The organism is Promicromonospora sp. NFX87 (assembly GCF_048564965.1).
Classification (GTDB): domain Bacteria; phylum Actinomycetota; class Actinomycetes; order Actinomycetales; family Cellulomonadaceae; genus Promicromonospora.
Genome location: NZ_CP183413.1, coordinates 5,826,387 through 5,846,883, shown reverse-complemented (window position 1 = coordinate 5,846,883; position 20,497 = coordinate 5,826,387). Strand labels below are relative to the sequence as shown.

General features: G+C 71.7%; 16 protein-coding genes. 7 read left to right on the top strand and 9 right to left on the bottom strand.

The genetic code is table 11. The annotated features are described in order from the left end of the window. Nucleotides 1–2,655 (bottom strand): DEAD/DEAH box helicase, encoded by a 2,655-nt coding sequence (locus ACNYC2_RS26165; RefSeq protein ID WP_419704556.1) that lies wholly within the window; start codon nucleotides 2,653–2,655, stop codon nucleotides 1–3. 172 nt (nucleotides 2,656–2,827) lie between these two features. Here ACNYC2_RS26165 and ACNYC2_RS26160 point away from each other — a divergent pair, with 172 nt between their 5' ends. Further along, nucleotides 2,828–5,140 carry a hypothetical protein gene (locus tag ACNYC2_RS26160; protein WP_419704555.1) on the top strand — a complete coding sequence of 771 codons (2,313 nt, stop codon included), beginning with the start codon at nucleotides 2,828–2,830 and terminating at the stop codon, nucleotides 5,138–5,140. An 86-nt stretch (nucleotides 5,141–5,226) separates the two neighbouring features. Here the strand turns inward: ACNYC2_RS26160 and ggt are convergent, their stop codons facing one another. Both ggt and ACNYC2_RS26150 read right to left on the bottom strand, forming a co-directional pair. Then, the gene (gene ggt / locus ACNYC2_RS26155; RefSeq protein ID WP_419704554.1) at nucleotides 5,227–7,053 is read right to left on the bottom strand and encodes a gamma-glutamyltransferase; all 1,827 of its coding nucleotides are present in this window, start codon (nucleotides 7,051–7,053) and stop codon (nucleotides 5,227–5,229) included. 123 nt (nucleotides 7,054–7,176) lie between these two features. Beyond that, nucleotides 7,177–7,725, bottom strand: coding sequence for a methylated-DNA--[protein]-cysteine S-methyltransferase (locus ACNYC2_RS26150; RefSeq protein WP_419704553.1), 549 nt, complete (start codon nucleotides 7,723–7,725; stop codon nucleotides 7,177–7,179). Between the two features lie 149 nt (nucleotides 7,726–7,874). On the opposite strand from ACNYC2_RS26150, the gene ACNYC2_RS26145 reads away from it, so the two are divergent. Beyond that, a complete protein-coding gene (locus tag ACNYC2_RS26145; protein ID WP_419704552.1) occupies nucleotides 7,875–8,840 on the top strand; it encodes an SGNH/GDSL hydrolase family protein in 966 nt (321 codons plus the stop codon). Nucleotides 8,841–8,870: 30 nt separating this feature from the next. Here ACNYC2_RS26145 and ACNYC2_RS26140 read toward each other — a convergent pair whose 3' ends face one another. From ACNYC2_RS26140 to glp, 3 genes are read right to left on the bottom strand one after another with little or no spacing between them, the layout of a single operon-like run. Then, on the bottom strand, nucleotides 8,871–9,131 hold the full coding sequence (locus tag ACNYC2_RS26140; RefSeq protein WP_419704551.1) for a DUF6457 domain-containing protein: 261 nt from the start codon (nucleotides 9,129–9,131) through the stop codon (nucleotides 8,871–8,873). Beyond that, nucleotides 9,128–9,781, bottom strand: coding sequence for a molybdenum cofactor guanylyltransferase (gene mobA, locus ACNYC2_RS26135; protein ID WP_419704550.1), 654 nt, complete (start codon nucleotides 9,779–9,781; stop codon nucleotides 9,128–9,130). The genes ACNYC2_RS26140 and mobA overlap by 4 nt, the downstream gene beginning before the upstream one ends. After that, nucleotides 9,778–11,076, bottom strand: a complete 1,299-nt coding sequence (gene glp, locus ACNYC2_RS26130; RefSeq protein ID WP_419704549.1) for a gephyrin-like molybdotransferase Glp — start codon at nucleotides 11,074–11,076, stop codon at nucleotides 9,778–9,780. The genes mobA and glp overlap by 4 nt, the downstream gene beginning before the upstream one ends. 89 nt (nucleotides 11,077–11,165) lie before the next feature. On the opposite strand from glp, the gene ACNYC2_RS26125 reads away from it, so the two are divergent. Beyond that, nucleotides 11,166–11,555: a VOC family protein gene (locus tag ACNYC2_RS26125; RefSeq protein ID WP_419704548.1), complete on the top strand. Its 390-nt coding sequence runs from the start codon at nucleotides 11,166–11,168 to the stop codon at nucleotides 11,553–11,555. Nucleotides 11,556–11,558: 3 nt separating this feature from the next. Here ACNYC2_RS26125 and ACNYC2_RS26120 read toward each other — a convergent pair whose 3' ends face one another. Beyond that, nucleotides 11,559–12,155 carry a Fic/DOC family protein gene (locus tag ACNYC2_RS26120; protein ID WP_419704547.1) on the bottom strand — a complete coding sequence of 199 codons (597 nt, stop codon included), beginning with the start codon at nucleotides 12,153–12,155 and terminating at the stop codon, nucleotides 11,559–11,561. After that, nucleotides 12,148–12,678, bottom strand: coding sequence for a helix-turn-helix domain-containing protein (locus tag ACNYC2_RS26115; protein ID WP_419704546.1), 531 nt, complete (start codon nucleotides 12,676–12,678; stop codon nucleotides 12,148–12,150). Before ACNYC2_RS26115 ends, ACNYC2_RS26120 begins: the two co-directional genes overlap by 8 nt. Nucleotides 12,679–12,944: 266 nt before the next feature. Between ACNYC2_RS26115 and ACNYC2_RS26110 the strand changes: the two genes are divergently transcribed. From ACNYC2_RS26110 to ACNYC2_RS26100, 3 genes are read left to right on the top strand one after another with little or no spacing between them, the layout of a single operon-like run. Then, on the top strand, nucleotides 12,945–14,327 hold the full coding sequence (locus ACNYC2_RS26110) for an MFS transporter (protein WP_419704545.1): 1,383 nt from the start codon (nucleotides 12,945–12,947) through the stop codon (nucleotides 14,325–14,327). A 2-nt stretch (nucleotides 14,328–14,329) separates the two neighbouring features. Further along, on the top strand, nucleotides 14,330–16,678 hold the full coding sequence (locus ACNYC2_RS26105; RefSeq protein ID WP_419704544.1) for a molybdopterin oxidoreductase family protein: 2,349 nt from the start codon (nucleotides 14,330–14,332) through the stop codon (nucleotides 16,676–16,678). Next, nucleotides 16,675–18,330 (top strand): FAD-dependent oxidoreductase, encoded by a 1,656-nt coding sequence (locus tag ACNYC2_RS26100; protein WP_419704543.1) that lies wholly within the window; start codon nucleotides 16,675–16,677, stop codon nucleotides 18,328–18,330. The genes ACNYC2_RS26105 and ACNYC2_RS26100 overlap by 4 nt, the downstream gene beginning before the upstream one ends. 98 nt (nucleotides 18,331–18,428) lie before the next feature. Here ACNYC2_RS26100 and ACNYC2_RS26095 read toward each other — a convergent pair whose 3' ends face one another. Then, nucleotides 18,429–19,106: a class I SAM-dependent methyltransferase gene (locus ACNYC2_RS26095; RefSeq protein WP_419704542.1), complete on the bottom strand. Its 678-nt coding sequence runs from the start codon at nucleotides 19,104–19,106 to the stop codon at nucleotides 18,429–18,431. A gap of 86 nt (nucleotides 19,107–19,192) precedes the next feature. Between ACNYC2_RS26095 and ACNYC2_RS26090 the strand changes: the two genes are divergently transcribed. Beyond that, nucleotides 19,193–20,398 carry a Fic family protein gene (locus tag ACNYC2_RS26090; RefSeq protein ID WP_419704541.1) on the top strand — a complete coding sequence of 402 codons (1,206 nt, stop codon included), beginning with the start codon at nucleotides 19,193–19,195 and terminating at the stop codon, nucleotides 20,396–20,398. Nucleotides 20,399–20,497 lie beyond the last annotated feature (99 nt).

Sequence of the window (20,497 nt, the reverse complement as noted above, 5' to 3'; positions counted from 1 at the left end):
TCAGCGGGCCTCGGCGAGGGTGGCGCGGGGGTCGTGCGAAAGCACGGCGTCGAGGAGCCGCACGGCCGCGGCCTTGTCCAGCGGCGCGTTGTAGGAGCCGCACTTCGGCGACTGGACACATGCCGGGCACCCGTCGGCGCAGGGGCAGGCCGCAATCGCGTCACGGGTCGCCTGGAGCCACGTCGCACCCAGGTCGTAGGCCCGCTCCGCGAAGCCGGCGCCACCTGGATAGGCGTCGTAGACGAACACCGTCGCCTCGCCCGTGTCAGGGTGCAGCTCCGTCGACACCCCGCCGAGGTCCCACCGGTCGCACGTCGCGAGCAGCGGTAGCAGGCCGATCGAGGCGTGCTCGGCGGCATGCAGCGCACCCGGCGCCTGCTCGGGCGTGATGTCGGCGGCCCGCAGCACGAACTCGGGCACCGACCACCAGACGGCGACCGTGCCGAGGGTGTGCTCGGGCAGCTCCAGCTGCTCGGTCCCCAGCACCTGCATGTCCGGGACCCGACGCCGCTGGAAGCTCACCACCTGCGACGTCACCTCGACCGGGCCGAGACCCCAGGTGATCGGTCCCCACTCCCGGGTGACCAGGTCATGGCCGGGGCCGTCCGCGCGCCCGGCCTCGGCGCCCGGGTCGCCGGACGCCTCCGCGTCCCAGCCCTCGATGGCCACCGACATCACGGAACGCGACCACGTGCCGTAGTCCAGCTTGCGCCGCTGCACGACGGCGGTGTGGTCCGTCAGGTCGAGGTGCGACACCACGTAGGTGGTGCCCTGGTGCACGTAGACGGCGCCGTCGTGCACCTGGCCGTCCGCCGACGCCGCGTCGACCGTGCCGAGCATGCGGCCGGTGCCCTGCTCCACGACGCGCACCGGCGTGCCGCCCGCCCCACGCAGGTCGGTGAGGCCCGCGGCACCCTGGGCGTGCGTCCAATACCACCCGGACGTCCGACGCCGGAGCGCGCCCCGGGCGACCAGCACGTCCAGGATCCCGCGGACGTGGTCGGGGTGCCCGAAGGTGGCGAGGTCCTCGGTCCGGAGCGGTGCCTCCTGGGCCGCCGCGCACAGGTGCGGCGCGAGCACGTGCGGGTTGGCGGGGTCGAACACCGTTGCCTCGAGCGGGGCGTCGAACACCGCCTCGGGATGGGTCACGAGGTAGGTGTCCAGCGGGTCCTCGCGCGCGACGAACGCGACAAGGCCGTCGGCGCCCGCCCTCCCGGCGCGGCCCGCCTGCTGCCAGAGCGACATGCGGGTGCCAGGCCAGCCGGCGATCAGCACCGCGTCCAGGCCGGAGATGTCCACGCCGAGCTCGAGCGCGTTGGTCGTCGCGAGGCCGAGCAGATCGCCGGTGCGCAGGGCCTGCTCCAGCTCGCGGCGCTCCTCGGGGAGGTATCCGCCGCGGTACGCCGCGATCCTGCGGGCGGCGTCCGGGGCCGCGTGCCGCAGGTGGTCGCGGGCCTGCTGGGCGACGGACTCCGCGCCGCGCCGGGACCGCGTGAACGCGAGGGTGCGGGCGCCGGCCGCGGACAGGTCGGCGAGCAGGTCGGCGACCTCCGCGGTCGCGGACCTGCGCGGATGCTCGGGCGGTGCCTCGGTCGCTACCGGCTCGGCCTCCGGATCGGGCTCCGAGGCGGGCGTCGAATCGGGCCCGGCGGGAGGCAATGCCCAGGGGTCGGGTTCGGCGACGGCGACCCGGCGCATCGACGTCTGCTCGTCGACGGACAGCTCGCGCGGGGATGCGCCGGCGTCCGCCCCTGTGCCGTCCGCGCCGTCGCCGGCAGGTGGCCGCCAGCCGACGATCTCCGGCGGCTGCCAGAGCACGACCGTGCGGCGTCCGGAGGGCGAGGCATCCTCGGTGACGGCGGTGACGTCATCGGGCGCGACGCCGATGAGGCGGGCCGCGCTGACCGCCGGCTGCGCCGTCGTGGCCGAGGCGACGACGAACGTGGGCGAACCCTCCCCGTAGCGCGCCGCGAGGCGCGCGAGCCGCCGCAGCACCAGCGAGACGTGCGCGCCGAAGACGCCGCGATAGGCGTGCCCCTCGTCGACCACCACGTACCGCAGGCCTTTCAGCAGCCGCGACCAGCGGCGATGGTTCGGGAGGAGGGCGTAGTGGAGAAAGTCGGGGTTCGTCAGGACGACGTCGGCGTGGTCCTGCACCCAGGAGCGTTCCTCGCGCGAGGTGTCGCCGTCGCACGTCGCGACGCGGACGTCGCGCGTGCCCGCCGCGTCGAGGATGCGCTCGAGCGCGTTCAGCTGGTCAGCGGCCAGGGCCTTCGTGGGGCTGAGGTAGATCGTCGTGGGCCGGACGTGCGCCGACTCGATGTTTCCGGGATCGAGCGTGGCGGCAGCGGCGGCGGTCCGGACGGCGGACAGCGCGGGGAGCCAGAACGCGAGCGACTTGCCCGACCCCGTCGAGGTGGCCAGGGCGGTGTGCCGACCCTGGTGGACGAGGTCGGCGGCGACGGCCTGGTGCGTCCACGGCCGCTCGACGCCGAGCTTCCGGTACCCCTGCACCACCGTGGCGTCGGCCCAGCGGGGCCAGTCGGCGTGCTCGGCGGTGCGCTCCGGGAAGATGCGCGACGCCGTCAGCCGCTCGGCGCGCGCGCCACCGGCGAGCAGCACGTCGAGGAGGGGATGCGTGGAGGCGTCGGACACGGTGCACAGTCTCGCACCGGGGCGTCCCTCAAGACGTGGTCAGGATGTCCGACGTGACCGGTAGGGACTTGCTCAAGTCCGAATAGTTCACCCGTTAAATGGCTAAATCGTGCGCCTTGGCGCAGGTAGGTTCGCGCGGTCACACCGGTCCACGTAATAGCCGCAGGAGGACATGATGAAACGCTCCCTGATTGCCGGAGCAGCAGCGGTCGGGTTGGTGCTCGCGGCGTTTGCCACGCCCGCCACGGTCGCGGCGTCCGCTGAAGTCTCGGCCGCACCCGCAGTCGCGTGCGATGGCGCCGCTGAAGACGAGACGGCGGCGGTGGCGCTCGCCGCCGCGTGCGCCGAAGACGTCAGGGTGCTCAGCGCTAGCGGGGACGGGGCGGCGCTGTTCGCCGAGCCTGATGGTTCGATGCGGCTCGAGGCATCGGCGGTTGACCCCTCCGTCTCCAGGAAGCACACAGCGCGCACCGTTCTCAGGCCGGCCGGGCCCTCGGGCTACGGCTGGCCCGGCACCCAGTGGGTCGGCTACTGCGATCCCGCCGAGTACGCCGAGGGCTGTGCTGCCGCAGGCGTTCAACGACTTGTCTGGCAGTTCGACGGCATCGAGGTGCTCGCTGATCTGGAACCGGAGGACATCACGTCGGCCGAGTTTTTCGCGAACAGTGCCGTCGCGTGGCTCGACGACGTGAACTGCACGCCGAGCCGCTTGGACCTCTACGACGTTCCGCGGATCTCGGCCGGCACCGACTGGGCGAGCACCGCGGCGTGGACGGAAGAACGACGGGTCGGCGGCAGCGCGTTCTACTGGCCGGCGTGTGAGCAGACCCCCGGATACACGGGCTTCTTCGACTTCGATGCGACGCAGCTTGCGGTCAATGCCGCGCGTGCCGACCGCTCGTCCGTGACCGTTGGTGTTCGGGCCGCGGACGAGACGTGCATGACGTGCGGCTGGACCTCGTTCAAGCCGGACGTGACCCTGATCGTCCGATTCAACAGGACACCGTTCGCGCCCACCGACCTGCAGGTCGGCGGCAGCCAGGGGTCGCTGCAGGCGTGCACCGTCGAGCGTGCGCTGCGCACCACGTCGCCGTACCTGTCCGCGGACGTCCGGGACCCTGACCCGGACAACGTGGGCCCCACCAGAGCGACGTTCAGCATCGCACGAGCGGACGCGCCTGACGTCGTGCTGTGGCAAGTATCCCCGTCGAGCTCGGTCGACCACAGGTACACCGTCTCGGTGGGCTCCGAGATCCTGGAAGACGGCGGTCGGTACGTCTGGTCGGTGTTCGGTACGGACGCAGGCGGCCTGGTCGGACCCGCTGCCTCATGCACGTTCTCGGTCGACATCGAGGCACCCGCTGCCCCCGTGGTCACGCCTCTCGTCGGAGCCGACACCGTCTACCCCGAGAACGTAGCGCGTGGGGGCCTGGGAATGGCGGGGTCGTTCCGCATCGCCAGTACCTCGGACGATGTTGCGACCTATCGCTACTCGATGAACTCCGGATCGCAGATCACGGTGCCGGCCACTGAGCACACGGTCATCACCGTCGCGCCGACGTGGCACGGCTTCAACACGCTCACGGTGGAGGCACTGGACCACGCGGGCAACCGCAGTCGGAAGGACTACGAGATCTACGCCGGCGGCGCCGATGCGACACCGACACCGCCCGCGATCACGGTGACTGGTCCGACGTCGTACACGTTCGGGGACGTACCTACGGCCTCTGTGACCCTCAGCGAGGACGCCGTTACCCCGTACGGGACGGTGACAGTCAAGTCCGGCTCGACCACTGTCGGGAGTGCGGTCTTCGACGAGCGCACCGAGCTGCTGGAGCTCGACGGCCCGGCGCTGGGCACGGGAACCAAGACGCTGACGTTCACGTACCGCGCGTACCCGAACGCGCCGACCTGGAGCACGCAGCGGACGGTGACGATCAAACCCCTGGCGTTCTCGACCTCCATCTCGCCCTCGGTCTCCGGCACTCCCCGGGTCGGTAGGACGCTGACCGCGACGCGAGGTCCCTGGACACCGGAGCCGACGACGGTCAAGTACCAGTGGCGCCTGGACGGGCGATCTGTCTCCGGGGCGACGGCGTACAACTGGAAGCTCCCGGCGTCGGCCAAGGGAAGGACGGTCTCGGTCGCGATCACCGGTTCCAAGACCGGCTACACGACGAAGACCCTGGTGAGTCCCGCGACGACCACGGTGAAGGCAGGGGTGTTCGTCGCACCGACGCCTACGATCGCGGGTTCCGCCACGGTCGGTTCGACGCTCCAGGTGTATCGCGGGACGTGGACGCCGCTGCCGTCGACCGTGACGCACCAGTGGAAGATCGACGGGAGGTCGGTCGAGGGTGCGACACGCTCCACGTTCAGGGTGCCGACGTCGGCCAGGGGTAAGCGGGTCTCGGTCGTGGTGACGGGATCGCTCGCCGGCTACACGACCAAGTCCGTGTCCAAGTCGACCGGTCTGATCCGCTGAGCGCAGGCGGGGCGGGTGCCCGAGGGCTCCCTTGAGAAACCTCGAGCGGCTGGCGCGCCATCGGCGCACCAGCCGCTCGACCTATGTCAGGACCCCGCCGGCCACACCACGCGGGCCGATCCACCGCCGAGCCTGGTCGGCTCGGCGACGGCGGTGAGACGGCCGCCCGGGCCGATCTCGATGGCGGTCGCGGCCCCGATGGCGTTGGTCGTCGGCCGGAGCGTGTGCCCGTACCCGGTCAGCGCCGTGCCGTAGCTGTCGACGAACGCCTGCTCGGCAGTCGTGCGCACCGAGTTCTGCGGCGCGGCCCGCGGGGCGGCGATCGCTTCCTCGATGGTCATGCCCAGGTCGATCCGGTTGATCAGCATCTGCGTGACCGTGTTGATGATCTGCGACCCGCCCGGCGAACCGAGCGCGAGCACCGGGCGCCCGTCCTCCAGGACGATCGTCGGTGCCATGGACGAGCGCGGGCGCTTGCCGGCCTCGAGCCGATTCGGGTCGGTGGCGCTGTACTCGATGCTGAAGTCCGTGAGCTCGTTGTTCAGGATGAACCCGCGTCCCGGCACGACGATCCCCGAACCGCCGATCTGCTCCAGCGTCAGCGTGTACTCGACCACGTTGCCCCACCGGTCGACCGCCGTCAGGTTCGTGGTCGACGGGCTCTCGGTGTCCTCGGGGACGACGCCCTCCGCGCCGGGGGTGGCGCATACGCCGTCGTACGACCTGGCGTCACCTGCCGTCACGGGCTTGGCGGCCGCCGTCGTGGGGTCGAGCAGGCAGGCCCGCTCCTTGGCGAAGGTGTCGTCCAGCAGCCCGGCCACCGGGACGTCGACGAAGTCGCCGTCGCCCAGGTAGGCGGCGCGGTCCGCGAACGCCAGGGCGCTCGCCTCGATGTAGTGGTGCAGCACGGCCGGGTCGTCCTGCGAGCCCAGGTCGAACTGCTCGAGGATGTTGAGCGTCTCGCCGACGGTGGTCCCGCCGGACGCCGGCGGCGCCATCCCGAAGATGTCGTAGCCGCGGTACGAGACGGAGACCGGGTCCCGGTCCACGACCTCGTACGCCGCGAGGTCCTCGGCGGTCATCGATCCCGCCGGCACCGGGAGCGTGGTCCCGGCCGCGACGGGCGGAGCCTGCACCGCGGCCGCGATGTCCTGCGCGAGTGCTCCCTCGTAGAACGCCTCGACGCCGCCGTCGGCGATCGTCCGGTAGGTCTCCGCCAGGTCCGGGTTGCGGAACACGGAGCCGATCGCCGGGGCCTGTCCACCCGGCAGGAACAGGTCGCTGGTGGAGGTCAGGGCCTGGAACCGCGCCTGGTTCAGCAGTGTCTGGTCGTAGAAGAGCTTGTCGACGACGAAGCCCTCCTCCGCCACCTTCGTCGCCGGGCGCAGCGTCTCGCTCAGGGACCTGGTGCCCCACCGGTCCAGCGCGCGCTCCCACGTCGCGGGAGTTCCGGGCACGCCGACGCTGACACCGCCGGTGACCAGGTCCGGGTAGAACGGGTACGACTTGCCGGTCGCCGGGTCGATGAAGGCGTCGTGCTCGATCGCCGCCGGCGCCGTCTCGCGTCCGTCGATGGTCTCGACCTGACCTGACGCGGCGTCGTAGTGGACGAAGAACCCGCCGCCGCCGATCCCGGCGCTGTACGGGTCGGTCACGCCGATCGCCGCGGCCATCGCGACGGCGGCGTCGGTGGCGTTGCCACCGCGGCGGAGCATCTGCAGACCTATCTCGGAGACGACCGGGTCGAGCGAGCTCACGGCGCCGCCGTACCCGGTAGAGGTCGGCACCTTCGGCGGCTCGGGCTTCGTCTCGGTGGACGCAGCAGCGAGCGGGCCTGCCGAGATGGCACCGGCCAGCAGCAGGGCGAGTGCGCCCGTGGCTGCCGATGAACGAACGGGGAATTTCTTGCGCATAGGGTTTCCGGGCTCCTGAGGTGTGCGGATAGCGGGGACGGCACCGACTAAGACGCACAGTGTGCCCGAAAAGTTGTGGGGTGGATGAAATTGGTGGGCCGGATGAAATCCGGTCGAATCGGATCAGAGATCGAAGAGCGTGGGCTGCTCCAGGTAAACGCCTTCCGTCTCCAGCATCCGCACCTTGGTGCGCGGCCCGCCACGCGCCGAGAACCCGCCGACGCGGCGGCCCGCTGCCAGCACGCGATGGCACGGCACGATGGGCGGGAACGGGTTGCGGCCCATGGCCTGCCCGACGGCCTGGGCCGCTCCGGGCGCGCCCAGCTCGGCCGCGACCTCGCCGTACGTGCGGGTCTCACCCGGAGGGATCGCGCGCACCACCTCGTAGACGCGACGGTCGAAGTCCGGCACGGCGCTCATGTCCAGGGGGACCTCCGCGAGATCCCCGACGCCGTCGCCGAGCAGCCGGACGAGTGCCGCGGCGGCAGCTTCCACCGCGGCGGGCGAGGCCTCGACGGCGCCTGGGTACCAGCTGCGCACGGCGCCCCGCACCTGCTCGGCGCCACCGTGGGGCAGTGCCGAGCCGACGATCTCCGCATCCTCGTTCCAGACGAGCGCGCACTCGCCGATCGCGGTCGGGATCACCGCGAACTCGAGCCTGTTCCGGTCCATGCGCCACACGATATGCGGGCACACTGACATGCGGCCCGCAACGCTGCGCGGCCCGCAGGATCACTGGTGTTCCCGACCGGCACATGACGCCGGATGCGCGAGCGGAACCGTGATATCCCGCGTCCGGGCCGCCCACCTAATCTCAGCGCATGACGCAGCACAGCGCGGTGTTCCGTGTACTGGCCCTCGCCCTCGCTACCTCGTTCGCCACTACATGCCTCGCCGTCGGAGCGGCTCCGCCGTCGCAGGCCGAGGAAGCCGGCGCGGTCACCGCACTGCCCCGATACGAGGAGTACGTCGCCCTCGGTGACTCCTGGACCGCCGACGTCGTCCTGCTCGACGGCCGCGGCACCCCGGACACCCGCTACGCGCCGCTCGGCTGCGCACAGTCCAAGGTCAACTACCCCAAACTCGTCGAGCAGACGATCCGGCCCGCGACGTTCCGCGACGCCTCGTGCGGGGCTGCGACCACCGATCACTTCGCGAACAGCCAGAGCGTTCTGCTCGGCACCAACGAGCCCCAGTTCGCACGCCTCACGGCGACCACCGACCTCGTCACCGTGGGCATCGGCGGGAACGACGCCGGTATCGCGGCCGCGGGCCTCGACTGCCTCGGTCTCGTGCCGCTCACGCCGATCACCGACCTCGGCATCGGCCTGCCGCTCGGTGGCTGCAAGGCCAAGTACACCCGCGGCGGCGTGGACCAGCTCAGCCAGCAGATCGTCGCCTCGGAGGACAAGCTCGTCGCGGCGTTCGAGGGCATCCGGGCGATCTCCCCGGACGCGCGAATCCTCGCGGTCAACTACATGGACGTCGTGCCCGACCACGGTTGCTTCCCCCGCCTGGCCGCGTCCGACACAGACATGAAGTACATCTCGGGGAAGTTCCGCGAGCTCAACACGATGATCGACCGGGCGGCCGCGCGTGCTGCCGTGGAGGTGGTCGACACGTTCGCCTCGACCGGCGGCCACGACCTCTGCACCGGGCCGTTCGACCGGTACGCGGAGGCGTACGGGCTGTCGCTCAACGGCGTTTCGATCGGCGTTCCCGCGCACCCGAACTCGGCGGGTGCCGAGGCTCAGGCGCGTGCGGTGATCGCCCACCTCGGAGGGTGACGCTCCTGGCCGGAGCGTGCTGCGCGACGGTCAGCCGGCGACCCAGCGAGCAGCGAGGCTGATCGCCTTCTCCGCGGCGTCCGGTCCGCTGCTCGCCGTAGCGCCCAGGGCTCCGGCCGCGGCCAGGCCGTCGGCGAAGCCCACCGCGTAGGTGGTGACCGGTGCGGCCGGCCGGGCGACGGCGTGCGCCGCGTCGCGGGCGAGGTCGAGCACCGCTCCGACGTCGACCGTTCCTGGCGGGAGCCCGAGCTCAGCCTCCAGCGCCTCCACCCAGCTGTCGAGATCTGTCATCTCGGGTCCTTCCGGTAGTCGTCGGCCGCGGCGCCGAGGCGCTCCGCGTCCGCGGGGGTGTCGATGTCGTCGCTCCAGCCTGCCGGGTCCGGCACCTCCGCGCAGCGAAGCTCGCCGACCAGGCGTCTCATCGAGGCGCCGGCCGGCTCGATACCGGCGAGCGCCGAGACCAGGGCGGCGCGCCGGTAGATCCCCACCAGCCACTGGGCCCGGCCCTCGCGCACCAGGTACGCGCCGTCCGTGGGTTCACGTGAAACGGCCTGCTCCAGGAGCGCGATCGCTCCCGCGGCGTGCGGTACGTCCACCGCCAGGACCAGGACCCATGGCGCACCCGCTGCGGGAAGGGCTCGTAGCCCTGCGGCGAGGCCCGCGACCGGCCCGCCGAAGGGCGGGTCCTCCTGGGTGAGCACCGGTTGCGGCCGGACGCCGGTCAGTACGTCGGCGAGCTCCGGCGGGCCCACCACCACTGTCGTTCGGGCTCGGCTGCTCGCCGTGAGCGCCCGGTCGAGCAGCCGCTCGCCGTCGACGACGAGTCCCGCCTTGGCGGTCTCGCCCAGCCGGGCGGTGCCGCCCAGCCTGGTGGCACGTCCGCCGGCCAGCACGACGGCGTCGTACGTGATCCCCGCGGACGTCGCGGCGTCGTCCGTCATCGCAGCATCAGCACGTGGACGATGTCGCCGGGCCGCACCTTCTCGACGTCCGGCGGGACGAACGCCAGGCCGTCGGCGGTGGCGAGCGCGGACAGCGAGTGGTGGGAGCCGGCGGGCAGGACGCCGACGGCTCCCGGCGCGGTGCCGCGGCCGTCGGGCAGCGGAACGACCCGGACCGGGACGACGAGCAGCCGCCCGGGCGAACCGGACCAGCCCGCGGCGGCGGCGAGCGGTACCGCGCGGGGCGGACGGTGTCGTCCCGAGGGCTCCACGCCTCGGAGGCTGTCGATCGCCGGACGCGCGAAGAGCTCGAACGACGCGTACGCGCCCACGGGGTTGCCCGGCAGGGCCAGCCACGGCACCCCGCCCCAGCGCGCCAGCGCCTGCGGCTTGCCGGGGGACATCGCGACGGTGGCGACGTCGACGTCGGTCGCTCCCCGACCGTTCGAGCCAGGAGCTGCAAGGACCTCCCGGACCACATCCGCTGCGCCCGCCGACACGCCCCCGGCGGTCACGATCAGGTCGGCGCCCGCACCGTCGGCGTCGGCGCGCACCGCCTGGTCGAGCACCCGGCGGAGCGCCGCCGGGTCGTCCGTCACAGGCCCGAGCCGGACGACGTCGGCGCCCGCCGCGCGGACCGCCGCTGCGAGCATCGGCCCGTTGGAGTCGGTGATCTGCCCCGGTCCGAGCGCACCGCCGAGAGGTACGAGCTCCGACCCGGTGGAGACGACGGCGACCAGCGGCCGGCGTCGGACCGCGACGCGCACCGTGCCCGACGCCGCGAGCGCACCCACCAGCGCCGCCGTCAGCTCTGCCCCTGCCCGCGCGAGAAGCTCTCCCTGGCGCACGTCATCGCCCGCGCGCCGGACGTGCGGCCGGGACTGCCTGGCGAGCGTCACCGACTCCTCCGCCCGGGGCGCCCCAGCGACGAACCGGCCGGTCGACGTGCGCTCCACGGGGACGACGGCGTCCGCGCCGGGCGGGAGCGGGGCGCCGGTCATGATCCGGACCGCCTGCCCCGTCCCGACCTCGGTCAGGCCGCTCGGCCCTGCCGCGACGTCCCCCGTCACCTGGAGGGTCACCTGGCCCCCGTCGGGCGGCAGGTCGGCCAGCCGCACCGCATACCCGTCCATCGCGGCGCCGTCGAAGGGCGGGACGGGCACGGAGGCGTACAGGTCCTCGGTGAGGACCGAGCCGAGCGCGTCCTCGAGGCTCCGAGTTTCGGCGGGCACCGGCGCGACGAGGGCGAGCGCACGCTCCACGTGCTCGGTGACGCTGCGTGCCTGCGGCTCCATGGCTCGACCTTAGGACAGCGGGACACGAAGGTGGTTTCGGCGCCCGCACAGCCTGTCGCCGTGCGGTGTGAGCAGCGATAATCGGGCCCATGCGCCTTCACCACGTCCAGGTCGTCTGCCCGCCCGGCGGCGAGGATGCCGCCCGCCGCTTCTACGGCGAAGGCCTTGGCCTCACCGAGGTTCCGCGGCCACCCGGGCTCGCGGGCCGGGCGCTCTGCTGGTTCCGTGACTTCGACGACGAGGGCCGCACGACCGCCGAGATCCACGTAGGCGTGCAGGACCCGTTCGAGCCCGCGCGCAAGGCTCACCCTGCGCTCGTGGCCGACGACGTAGCGCACCTCGAGACCATCGGCGCCCGCCTGGAAGAGCTCGGGTTCGAGCTCACGTGGAAGGATCGCTACACCTTCGACGGCTACGAGCGTTTCCACACCTTCGACGGCGCGGGCAACCGCGTGGAGGTCCTGACGCCGGTCGGGTGAGGCTCAGGGCAACTTAGCGACCAGCGCGTCGAACATCGTGACGAGCGGGCCGAGGTCACCGCTGGCGGCGCTGTGACAGGCGGCGTCGTTGACCTCGCCCGATACGTCGCGCCAGTCGACGTCGTACCCCGCGTCTCGCACCACCCGGCTCCAGAAGATGCGCTGTGTGCGCCCGTTCCCCTCGCGGAACGGATGCAGGTAGTTGAACTGGTCGTAGTGCAGGGCGAGTCTTTCGATCAACCGTTCACGCGGCAGTGCGCGCAAGAAACCGTCCTCGCGCAGTGATTCGGCGGCATAACCGGCGGATCGTTCGATCATCGTCACTGGTGCGAAGAACGCGGCTCCGTCGCTGTTCTTGCGGATGTCCACGGTTCGGGTTTGCCCGGCCCAGTCGTAGACGTCCTGGAACAGGTGGTAGTGGATGGCGCAGAGCTCGGCGAGATCGTTGGTGCGCGGAATGCTGCGCCTTCGGAGCTGGGTCGCGCGTGCGTAGGTGAGGTCCGACTCGGCGGCGTCCAGCGCATTCTGGGAAGTGGCGCCGACGAGGTTGCGTAGGACGCCGGTTCGTTGGTCGACGTAGGGATCGTGAAACTCACTCAAGGCCGTAGCGCGCTCGTGTGATGCGGACGAGTTCGTCTTCGTCGATCTTGCCGCTCACAAAGGCGACGGCGTCCGAGCGCGCGGCGTCCGAGATCGGGAGACCCTCCATCGTGTTGTTGTGCATCGCCTCTTCGACGATGCGCAACCGTTCGGCCCTTTGCATGGTGCGAAAGGCGATGACGTCGATCATGGCTACACGCCGGTACGAGTTGACCTTCGTGAACGGGATCTGGCCGGACTCGAGAAGCTTGACGAGTGTCGGGCGAGAGACCTCCAGTATGTCCGCGGCCTCCTGCGTCGAGAGCATGCGAGTGTGCTCCAGGAGCGTGACTGCGCTGCCCGTCCGAAGGAACCTGGTCGCGGAATCGAGCAGCTGGCGGAGCTGTTCGGGAAGCTCCGCGGCGTCGCCGCTCTCCGTGTGCAGCGAGAGATGTCCAGGCCCGGCGAGGATCTCGCCGATCTGCGTCAGCGCCTCCAGATCCTCGACGGACGGCGTGATCGTGTTCTCGTCGATCGTCGACATGGCACCACCGTAAGTCGAAAAAGTCGAAACATCTAGTTGTGGATGGGCCCGACTGAGGTGCTACCAGGACCGCCATCTGGATGCATCAACACCCTCACACGGCGCGTCGGTACGCTGTGCGTTCTTCCTTACGGTCGATTAACTGCTCTTTGTCGGGCGATGAAACACCGCCTCCCTAGGTTCCTACCTGTCGGTCCGACGTCGGGCCGGCCCCGGATTCGGCGCTTGTCGGTCCGGGCGCGCCCGGCGTCGTCGGGCATACGCCCATGCAGGAGGACAGCGTGTCCACTCCGATCACACACGACGACCAGACCTCGGCCGGGAGCGAGCCCACCAGCTCGACCGCCACCGAAACGGCGCCGAAGTCAGCGGTCCAGCGGTACACCGGACGCTGGATCGACCACTGGGACCCCGAGGACAAGACCCTCTGGGAGGACGGCGGACGCCGGACCGCCCGACGGAACCTCGTCCTCTCGATCTTCGCGGAGTTCCTCGGCTTCGGCGCCTGGGCCCTGTGGTCCATCGTCGTGCCGCAGCTGCCCGCCGCGGGCTTCGACCTCACCGTCGACCAGATGTTCTGGCTCATCTCCGTACCGGCCCTCGTCGGCGCGACGCTCCGCATCCCCTACACGTTCGCCGTCCCCGTGTTCGGCGGCCGCAACTGGACGATCGTCTCGGCGCTGCTCCTGCTGCTGCCGATCGGCGCGCTGATGCTGACCGTCAGCGACCCGACCACGCCGTTCCCCCTGCTGCTCGGCGCCGCGGCGCTCGCGGGCCTGGGTGGCGGCAACTTCGCGTCCTCGATGGCGAACATCTCGTTCTTCTTCCCGGAGAAGGAGAAGGGTGCGGCCCTCGGCTGGAACGCCGCCGGCGGCAACATCGGCACGGCGGCCGTGCAGCTCGCGGTCCCGCTCGTCATCGTCACCGGTGCGGGCGTCGCGCTCGACCGCGCCGGGCTCATCTTCATCCCGTTCATCCTGCTCGCCGCGTTCCTCGCCTGGCGCTGGATGGACAACCTCACCGAGGCGAAGGCGGACCCCCGCTCGTTCGGCGTGGCCGTCAAGAACAAGCACACGTGGATCATCAGCTTCATCTACATCGGCACGTTCGGCTCGTTCATCGGGTACGCGGGCGCCTTCCCGACGCTGCTCAAGGGCCAGTTCCCCGATGTCGCGATCCCGCTCGCGTTCATGGGTGCCCTCGTCGGGTCGGTCGCCCGGCCGCTCGGCGGCATCCTCGCCGACCGCGTGGGCGGCGTGGCCGTGACCCTCGGGTCCTTCACCGTGATGGCCCTCGGCGCGATGGGCGCGATCTACGCCCTCGGCACCGGGAGCTTCGCGATGTTCTTCGGCTCGTTCCTCATCCTGTTCGTCGCGACCGGCATGGGCAACGGCTCGGTCTACCGGATGATCCCGGCGGTCTTCAAGGTGAGCGGCGGGACGGCGAACGCGGCGGCCGGCTGCATCGGTATCGCCGGCGCGATCGGCGCCTTCGGCGGGTTCCTCATCCCGCGCGGGTTCGCGCTGTCCACCACGGTGGCCGGGTCGCTCGTGCCCGCGCTGTGGGTGTTCATCGGGGTCTACGCCGTGATGGCCTTCGTGACCTGGTTCGTCTACGGCCGCGGTGCCATGGCAGAGGCTCGGGTCTGAACATGCTTGCTTCCCCCGGAACCGCCGTCGACTCACACTGCCCCTACTGCGCGCTGCAGTGCGGGATGTCGCTGACGCGGCCCCGCGCCGACGTGACGGCCGCACCAGAGGTGCAGCCCCGTGACTTCCCCACGAACCGGGGCGGGCTGTGCCAGAAGGGGTGGACGTCGGCGGCGGTCCTCGGGGTCTCGGACCGGCTCGTCACCCCGCTCGTCCGGGGCGAGTCCGGCGAGCTGGAGCCGGTGAGCTGGGACGCGGCGCTCGACCTGGTCGCGTCCCGGCTCGCCGGCCTGGCCGCCGAGTACGGCCCGGAGTCCGTGGCGGTGTTCGGCGGCGGCGGGCTGACCAACGAGAAGGCGTACGCGCTCGGCAAGTTCGCGCGGACCGTGCTGCGCACGCCGAACATCGACTACAACGGCCGGTTCTGCATGGCCTCGGCGGCGGCCGGGATGAACCGGTCCTTCGGCGTCGACCGCGGGCTGCCGTTCCCGCTGGCCGACCTCGGGGGCGCGCAGGCGGTGCTGCTCCTCGGCTCCAACCTCGCCGAGACCATGCCGCCGGCCGTGCAGCACCTCGCCGGGGCGCGGGCGGCGGGCGGGCTCGTCGTCGTCGACCCGCGGCGCTCGGCCACGGCCCGGCTGACGGGCGACACCTCGTCGGGACAGCCGGCAGAGGGCGTGCACCTCGCACCCGTGCCGGGCACGGACCTCGCGGTCCTCCTCGGGCTCCTGCACGTGGTGCTCGCGGAAGGCCTCGCCGACCGTGAGTACCTCGAGCAACGCACCACCGGGTTTGACGACGTCGCCCGGTCGGTCGCCGGCTGGTGGCCGGAGCGGGTCGAGTCGGTCTCGGGTGTACCCGCCGACGAGCTCCGGCGCGTGGCCCGGCTGCTGGCCGCGGCCGCACCGGTCCACGGCGGCGCGGGCGCGTACGTGCTGACCGGCCGCGGCGTCGAGCAGTCGACGCAGGGCACCGCGACCGTCACGGCGTCGATCAACCTCGCGCTCGCACTGGGCCTGCCGGGCCGGGTCGGTTCGGGCTACGGCGCCATCACCGGGCAGGGCAACGGGCAGGGCGGCCGCGAGCACGGGCAGAAGGCCGACCAGCTTCCGGGCTACCGCAAGATCGACGACCCGGCGGCGCGCGAGCACGTCGCCGCGGTCTGGGGCGTCGACCCGGAGTCCCTGCCCGGGCCCGGCCTCCCGGCGGTGCAGCTGCTCAGGTCGCTCGGGACACCGACGGGCCCGCGCGCGATGCTCGTGCACGGCTCCAACCTCGTGGTCAGCGCCCCCAACGCGAGCCAGGTCATCGACCGCCTGAAGAGCCTCGACCTCCTGGTCGTCTGCGACTTCGTCCCGAGCGAGACGGCGCTGCTGGCCGACGTCGTGCTGCCGGTGACGCAGTGGGCGGAGGAGGAGGGCACCATGACGTCGCTCGAGGGGCGGGTCATCCGCCGTCGGGCCGTCGTGGCGCCGCCGGGCGAGGCCCGGTCCGAGCTGTGGATCCTCGCCGAGCTGGCGCGCCGGCTGGGCGCGCCCGAGGACCTCGCCTTCCCGACCGACCCGGCAGTGGTGTTCGACGAGCTGGCCAGGGCCTCCGCCGGCGGCCCCGCCGACTACTCCGGGCTGTCCCACGCCCGGCTCGACGCCGACGAGACGTCCGGCGGCCCGGGCCTGTTCTGGCCGGTCCCCGCCCTGCCCTCCGAGGTGTCAGACACACAGGTCACCGGAGTGACCCCTGCGTCTGACACGGGCGAGCATCCCGGGACACCGCGGATGTTTCTCGAACGGTTCGCCACGCCCGACGGGCGGGCGCGCATGGTCGCCGTCGACCACGTGGGGCCGAGCGACGAGGTACGGCCCGGTGCGCCCTTCTACCTGGTCACGGGCCGGGTGCTGCAGCACTACCAGTCGGGCGCGCAGACGCACCGCGTCGCGGAGCTGGAGCGCCTCGTCGCCGAGCCGTACGTCGAGCTGCACCCGGTGCTGGGCTTCCGCATCGGCGTGCCCGACGGCGCCCGCGTGCGCCTCACCAGCTCCCGCGGCCGGGTCGAGGCCACCGCCCGCTGGACCGACGCGGTCCGCCCCGACACCGTCTTCATGCCGTTCCACTGGAGCGGCATCGGATCCGTCAACCAGGTCACCACCGACGCGACCGACCCGATCTCCGGCATGCCGGAGTTCAAGGTCTGCGCCGTGGACGTCTCGGTGGCCCCAGCTCCGTCGGTCGCCCTTCGACAGGCTCAGGACCCGCCAGGGACAGGTCTCGACAAGCTCGACCAGCGGGGTCCGCGCGACCCGCGGAGTTCTCTCGATCAGCGAGATCCAGTACAGAAGGAGCTCTCGACATGAACCTACGTGTCCCCGTGAAGGTCGTGGTGGTGGGCTTCGGGATGGTCGGCTCGCGGCTCGTCGACGAGCTGCTCCGCCGTGAGCCCGAGGCGTTCGACATCACAGTGCTCGGCTCCGAGCCCTACGAGCCGTACAACCGGGTGCTGCTCAGCGACGTGGTGGCCGGCCGCACCGACGTCGCCGCCATCACCATGCCCCTGCCCGACGGCGCCCGGGTCAGCGTCCTGCGGGGCGTCACCGCGACCTCGATCGACCGCGAGTCCCGGGTGGTGACCGCCGACGACGGCTCGACGCACCGGTACGACCACGTGGTGCTCGCGACCGGCGCGGCGGCCCGCATCCCGCCGATCCCGGGCCTGCGCACGGCCGACGGCGGCCTGCCCGCCGGCGTGCACGCGCTGCGGACCCTCGACGACGCCCGCGAGATCGTCGCCGCCACCGTCAACTCGCCGCGTGCGGTGGTGGTCGGCGGCGGCGTGCTGGGGCTCGAGGCCGCGGTGGGGCTCGCGGGCCGTGGGCTCAGCGTGACCCTCGTCCACAACGTGCAGTCGCTCATGGAGCGTCAGCTCGACCCGGAGGCCGCAGATGTCGTCCGGTCCGGACTGGAGGGGCAGGGCGTCACGGTACTGCCGAACTCCCTCTCCAGCGAGGTGCTCGTCGCGGGCGGCCGGGCGGTGGGGATCCGGGTCAAGGACAACACGGACCGGGCCGGTGACGGGGGCTCGGGCCCGCGCGACGAGGTGGTCGCCGCCCGGCTCATCATCTTCTCCGTCGGCACCATCCCCGAGACCGGCCTCGCGGCGGCGGCGGGGCTGTCGACGGACCGGGGCGTCGTCGTCGGCTACGACCTCGCCAGCCCCGACGACCCGCGCGTGCACGCGATCGGCGACTGCGCGCAGCCGCCGAACGGCTCGCGCGGGCTGGTCGCCGAGGGCTGGGACCAGGCGCGTCGTCTGGCGGAGACCCTGGTCTCGCTGGTCGAGCCGGTCAACGCGCCGACGTCGCTGGTCGAGCCCGTCGAAACCCCTGTCCACCTCCGCCTGCCCCACGACGGCGCCCAGCCCAGCATGGCCGTGCGCCTTGGCGCCCTGCTGACGGGCGGCGCCTCCCGCGCGCAGTCGGACCAGGGCATCGACACGCGGGGGACCGACGTCGTGAAGGTCAAGGCCGGGGCGCTCAGCGTCACCACGATGGGCGTCTGCGGGCCGTCGCGCCCGAACGGCCTGACGCAGCGCGCGGTCCGCCTGGCCGACCCGAGGGCGGGCCGGTACATCGAGGTGGTGGTGTCCGACGGGATCCTCGTGGGCGCCACCTGCGTGGGCGATCCGCGGGTCGCCGCCGACCTCACCGCCGCCTACACGCGCCGCACCCCGGTCCCGATGGACCCCGCGTTCCTCCTGCTGACGCCGGTGATGCAGACGGCGGCTCCGGCGTCGTCCCCCGAGCACATGCCGGACGACGCGGTGGTGTGCCGCTGCAACGGCGTGACCAAGGGCGATATCGCGGAGTCGTGCGGGTCGGGTGCGCACACGGTCGAGGAGGTCGTGCGCGAGACCCGGGCGACGACGGGCTGCGGGTCGTGCAAGGACGCGGTCTGCGGGCTGGTCGACTGGCTCAAGGAGAGCAAGGAGGCGGTCCCGGAGCCGGCGTGAGCTGAACCCCGAACCCGCGGATTAAAAGTCCGCTGCTGCCCAGTGATCGGGCCCGGAACTCACTATGGATACGGGCCCGATCGCTGGGTAGACCGCGGCTATACCGGCCTGGTCCATTCCAGCGTGTAGCGGAAGAACAGGCGACGCCGGATGCGTGCGCCCGGTAGTACCCGGCGCACCACCCGGGCGAGCTCCGCGAACGTCTCGGCGGCGTCGCGCACGGGCATCGCGGGACCGCCGTCGTCCACAGGCTCCGTGACCGGCTGTGGATGCTTGAGCATCCCGACCAGCGGGTTGAGCAGCGACGACGGGATGTCCCAGATGAAGTCCGTCAGACTGTCGGCCCGTGCCAGACCGACGACGAGCAGCCGGCCGCCGGGTTCGAGCAGCTCGGACGCGTGCCGCAGGGCGGCCTCCAGCGGCATGTGGTGCAGCACCGCGATCATGGTGATCGTGTCGAACGTGCCGTCGACGTCCTCGAACCGGGCGTGGCGCACGCTCACGACGGGATCACCGGCGAAGCGCTCCGCCGAGACGGCGGCCATGGCGGCGTCGGCATCCACGCCCAGGACCTCGTCGAAGCGGCCGCGCAGCCGGCTCAGCAGGAGGCCCGCACCGCAGCCGACATCGAGTGCCCGGCGCCGTCGGGCCGGGAGCCGCCGCAGGATCCATCCGTGGAAGTGGTCGTTGTGGCTCCAGGGATGCCGCTGGTTGACGCGATGGAGCCAGCGGCCGCCCACGCGCACCAGCGGGTTCGGTACGGTCCGGATGTCCATGCCGCCCCACGGTAGCGGCGCGAAACTTGGAATAGGGAAGGCCCGTTAATCCAAGTTTCGCCGAAACTTGGATTAGCGTGGGGTGCATGCTCCAAGTTCCTGTGTTCCAGCACGAGGACGAGTACTGGGTGGCCGAGTCCGACGGCATGACGAGTCGTGCGCGGATGGCGGAGGCTTCCGGACCGTATCGTTCGACGGTCCCGCCCCGGATCGCGGACTGGGCGCCCGACGTCGCCGCTGACCTCGCGGCCGACACGGAGGAAGCGGCTGCCGCGCTGAGCAGGTTCGACGACTACGCTCGCGCAGTCCTCGGGGAGTCGAGCCCGTCCCTGGGGCCGATGAGCTCGATCCTGCTCCGGACCGAGTCCACGTCGTCCTCGCAGATCGAGGACCTGACAGTGGGCGCAAGGCAGCTCGCGCTGGCCGAGATCGACCAGTCGACGTCGGACAACGCGCGGACCGTGGTCGCGAACGTCCGCGCCATGGAGGCGGCGCTCGACCTGGCAGACAGTCTCGACATCGCCGCCGTGCTGGAGATGCACCGGGCGCTGTTGTCAGGTCAGCGAGGCTGGGAGGAGCACGCCGGCCAGTGGCGCGACCAGCTCGTGTGGATCGGGACGAGTTCCGTGAGTCCGCGCGGAGCGTCCCACGTGGCGCCGCAGGCAGCGCTCGTGCCGGGGGCGATGGAGGACCTGATGGCCTTCGTGCGCAGGGACGATCTTCCCGTCGTCGTTCAGGCTGCCGTGGCGCACGCCCAGTTCGAGAACATCCACCCGTTCACCGACGGGAACGGCAGGACAGGTCGCGCGCTCGTGCACGCGATGTTGCGCGCCAAGCGGCTGGTGACGAGCACGACGGCGCCCGTATCGGCGGGCCTGCTGAAGGACACCGATCGGTACTTCCGAGCGCTCACGGCATACCGCGACGGGGACGCGCGGCCGATCGTCGAGCAGTTCTCCGCTGCTTCGCGATTTGCAGCGACCGCAGGGGCGCGCCTGATCGACGATCTCGCGGCACAGCTCGAGCAGTCCCGTGACCAGATGTCCGGGCTTCGTCCGCAAGCGTCGGCGTGGAAGGTACTTCCGCACCTGCTCTCTCACCCGGTGCTCAACGCGAGCTATCTGTCTGCCCAGGTAGGTATGGGGGCTCAGAGCGCGCAGAATGCGCTCGGCCAGCTCGCCGACGCCGGCGTGCTGGAGGAGCGAACTGGCCTCCGCCGCAACCGGGTCTGGCAGCACCCGGGCATCCTCGGAGTTCTGGACCACTTCGCACAGAGTCTGATCCGCGCCTGACCCGACCGCACTCACCGGCTCCCTCCCGGCCTTGTGAGGAAGATGTTCGGCCCGGGTAACGACCGGCGCACCAGCGCGAAAAACCAGCACTCTACGGTC

Coding starts and splice junctions, on each gene's coding strand:
- ACNYC2_RS26160 (WP_419704555.1), top strand. CDS start 2,828: ATGATGAAACGCTCCCTGATTGCCGGAGCAGCAGCGGTCGGGTTGGTG.
- ggt (WP_419704554.1), bottom strand. CDS start 7,053: ATGCGCAAGAAATTCCCCGTTCGTTCATCGGCAGCCACGGGCGCACTC.
- ACNYC2_RS26150 (WP_419704553.1), bottom strand. CDS start 7,725: ATGGACCGGAACAGGCTCGAGTTCGCGGTGATCCCGACCGCGATCGGC.
- ACNYC2_RS26145 (WP_419704552.1), top strand. CDS start 7,875: ATGACGCAGCACAGCGCGGTGTTCCGTGTACTGGCCCTCGCCCTCGCT.
- ACNYC2_RS26140 (WP_419704551.1), bottom strand. CDS start 9,131: ATGACAGATCTCGACAGCTGGGTGGAGGCGCTGGAGGCTGAGCTCGGG.
- mobA (WP_419704550.1), bottom strand. CDS start 9,781: ATGACGGACGACGCCGCGACGTCCGCGGGGATCACGTACGACGCCGTC.
- glp (WP_419704549.1), bottom strand. CDS start 11,076: ATGGAGCCGCAGGCACGCAGCGTCACCGAGCACGTGGAGCGTGCGCTC.
- ACNYC2_RS26125 (WP_419704548.1), top strand. CDS start 11,166: ATGCGCCTTCACCACGTCCAGGTCGTCTGCCCGCCCGGCGGCGAGGAT.
- ACNYC2_RS26115 (WP_419704546.1), bottom strand. CDS start 12,678: ATGTCGACGATCGACGAGAACACGATCACGCCGTCCGTCGAGGATCTG.
- ACNYC2_RS26110 (WP_419704545.1), top strand. CDS start 12,945: ATGCAGGAGGACAGCGTGTCCACTCCGATCACACACGACGACCAGACC.
- ACNYC2_RS26105 (WP_419704544.1), top strand. CDS start 14,330: ATGCTTGCTTCCCCCGGAACCGCCGTCGACTCACACTGCCCCTACTGC.
- ACNYC2_RS26100 (WP_419704543.1), top strand. CDS start 16,675: ATGAACCTACGTGTCCCCGTGAAGGTCGTGGTGGTGGGCTTCGGGATG.
- ACNYC2_RS26095 (WP_419704542.1), bottom strand. CDS start 19,106: ATGGACATCCGGACCGTACCGAACCCGCTGGTGCGCGTGGGCGGCCGC.
- ACNYC2_RS26090 (WP_419704541.1), top strand. CDS start 19,193: ATGCTCCAAGTTCCTGTGTTCCAGCACGAGGACGAGTACTGGGTGGCC.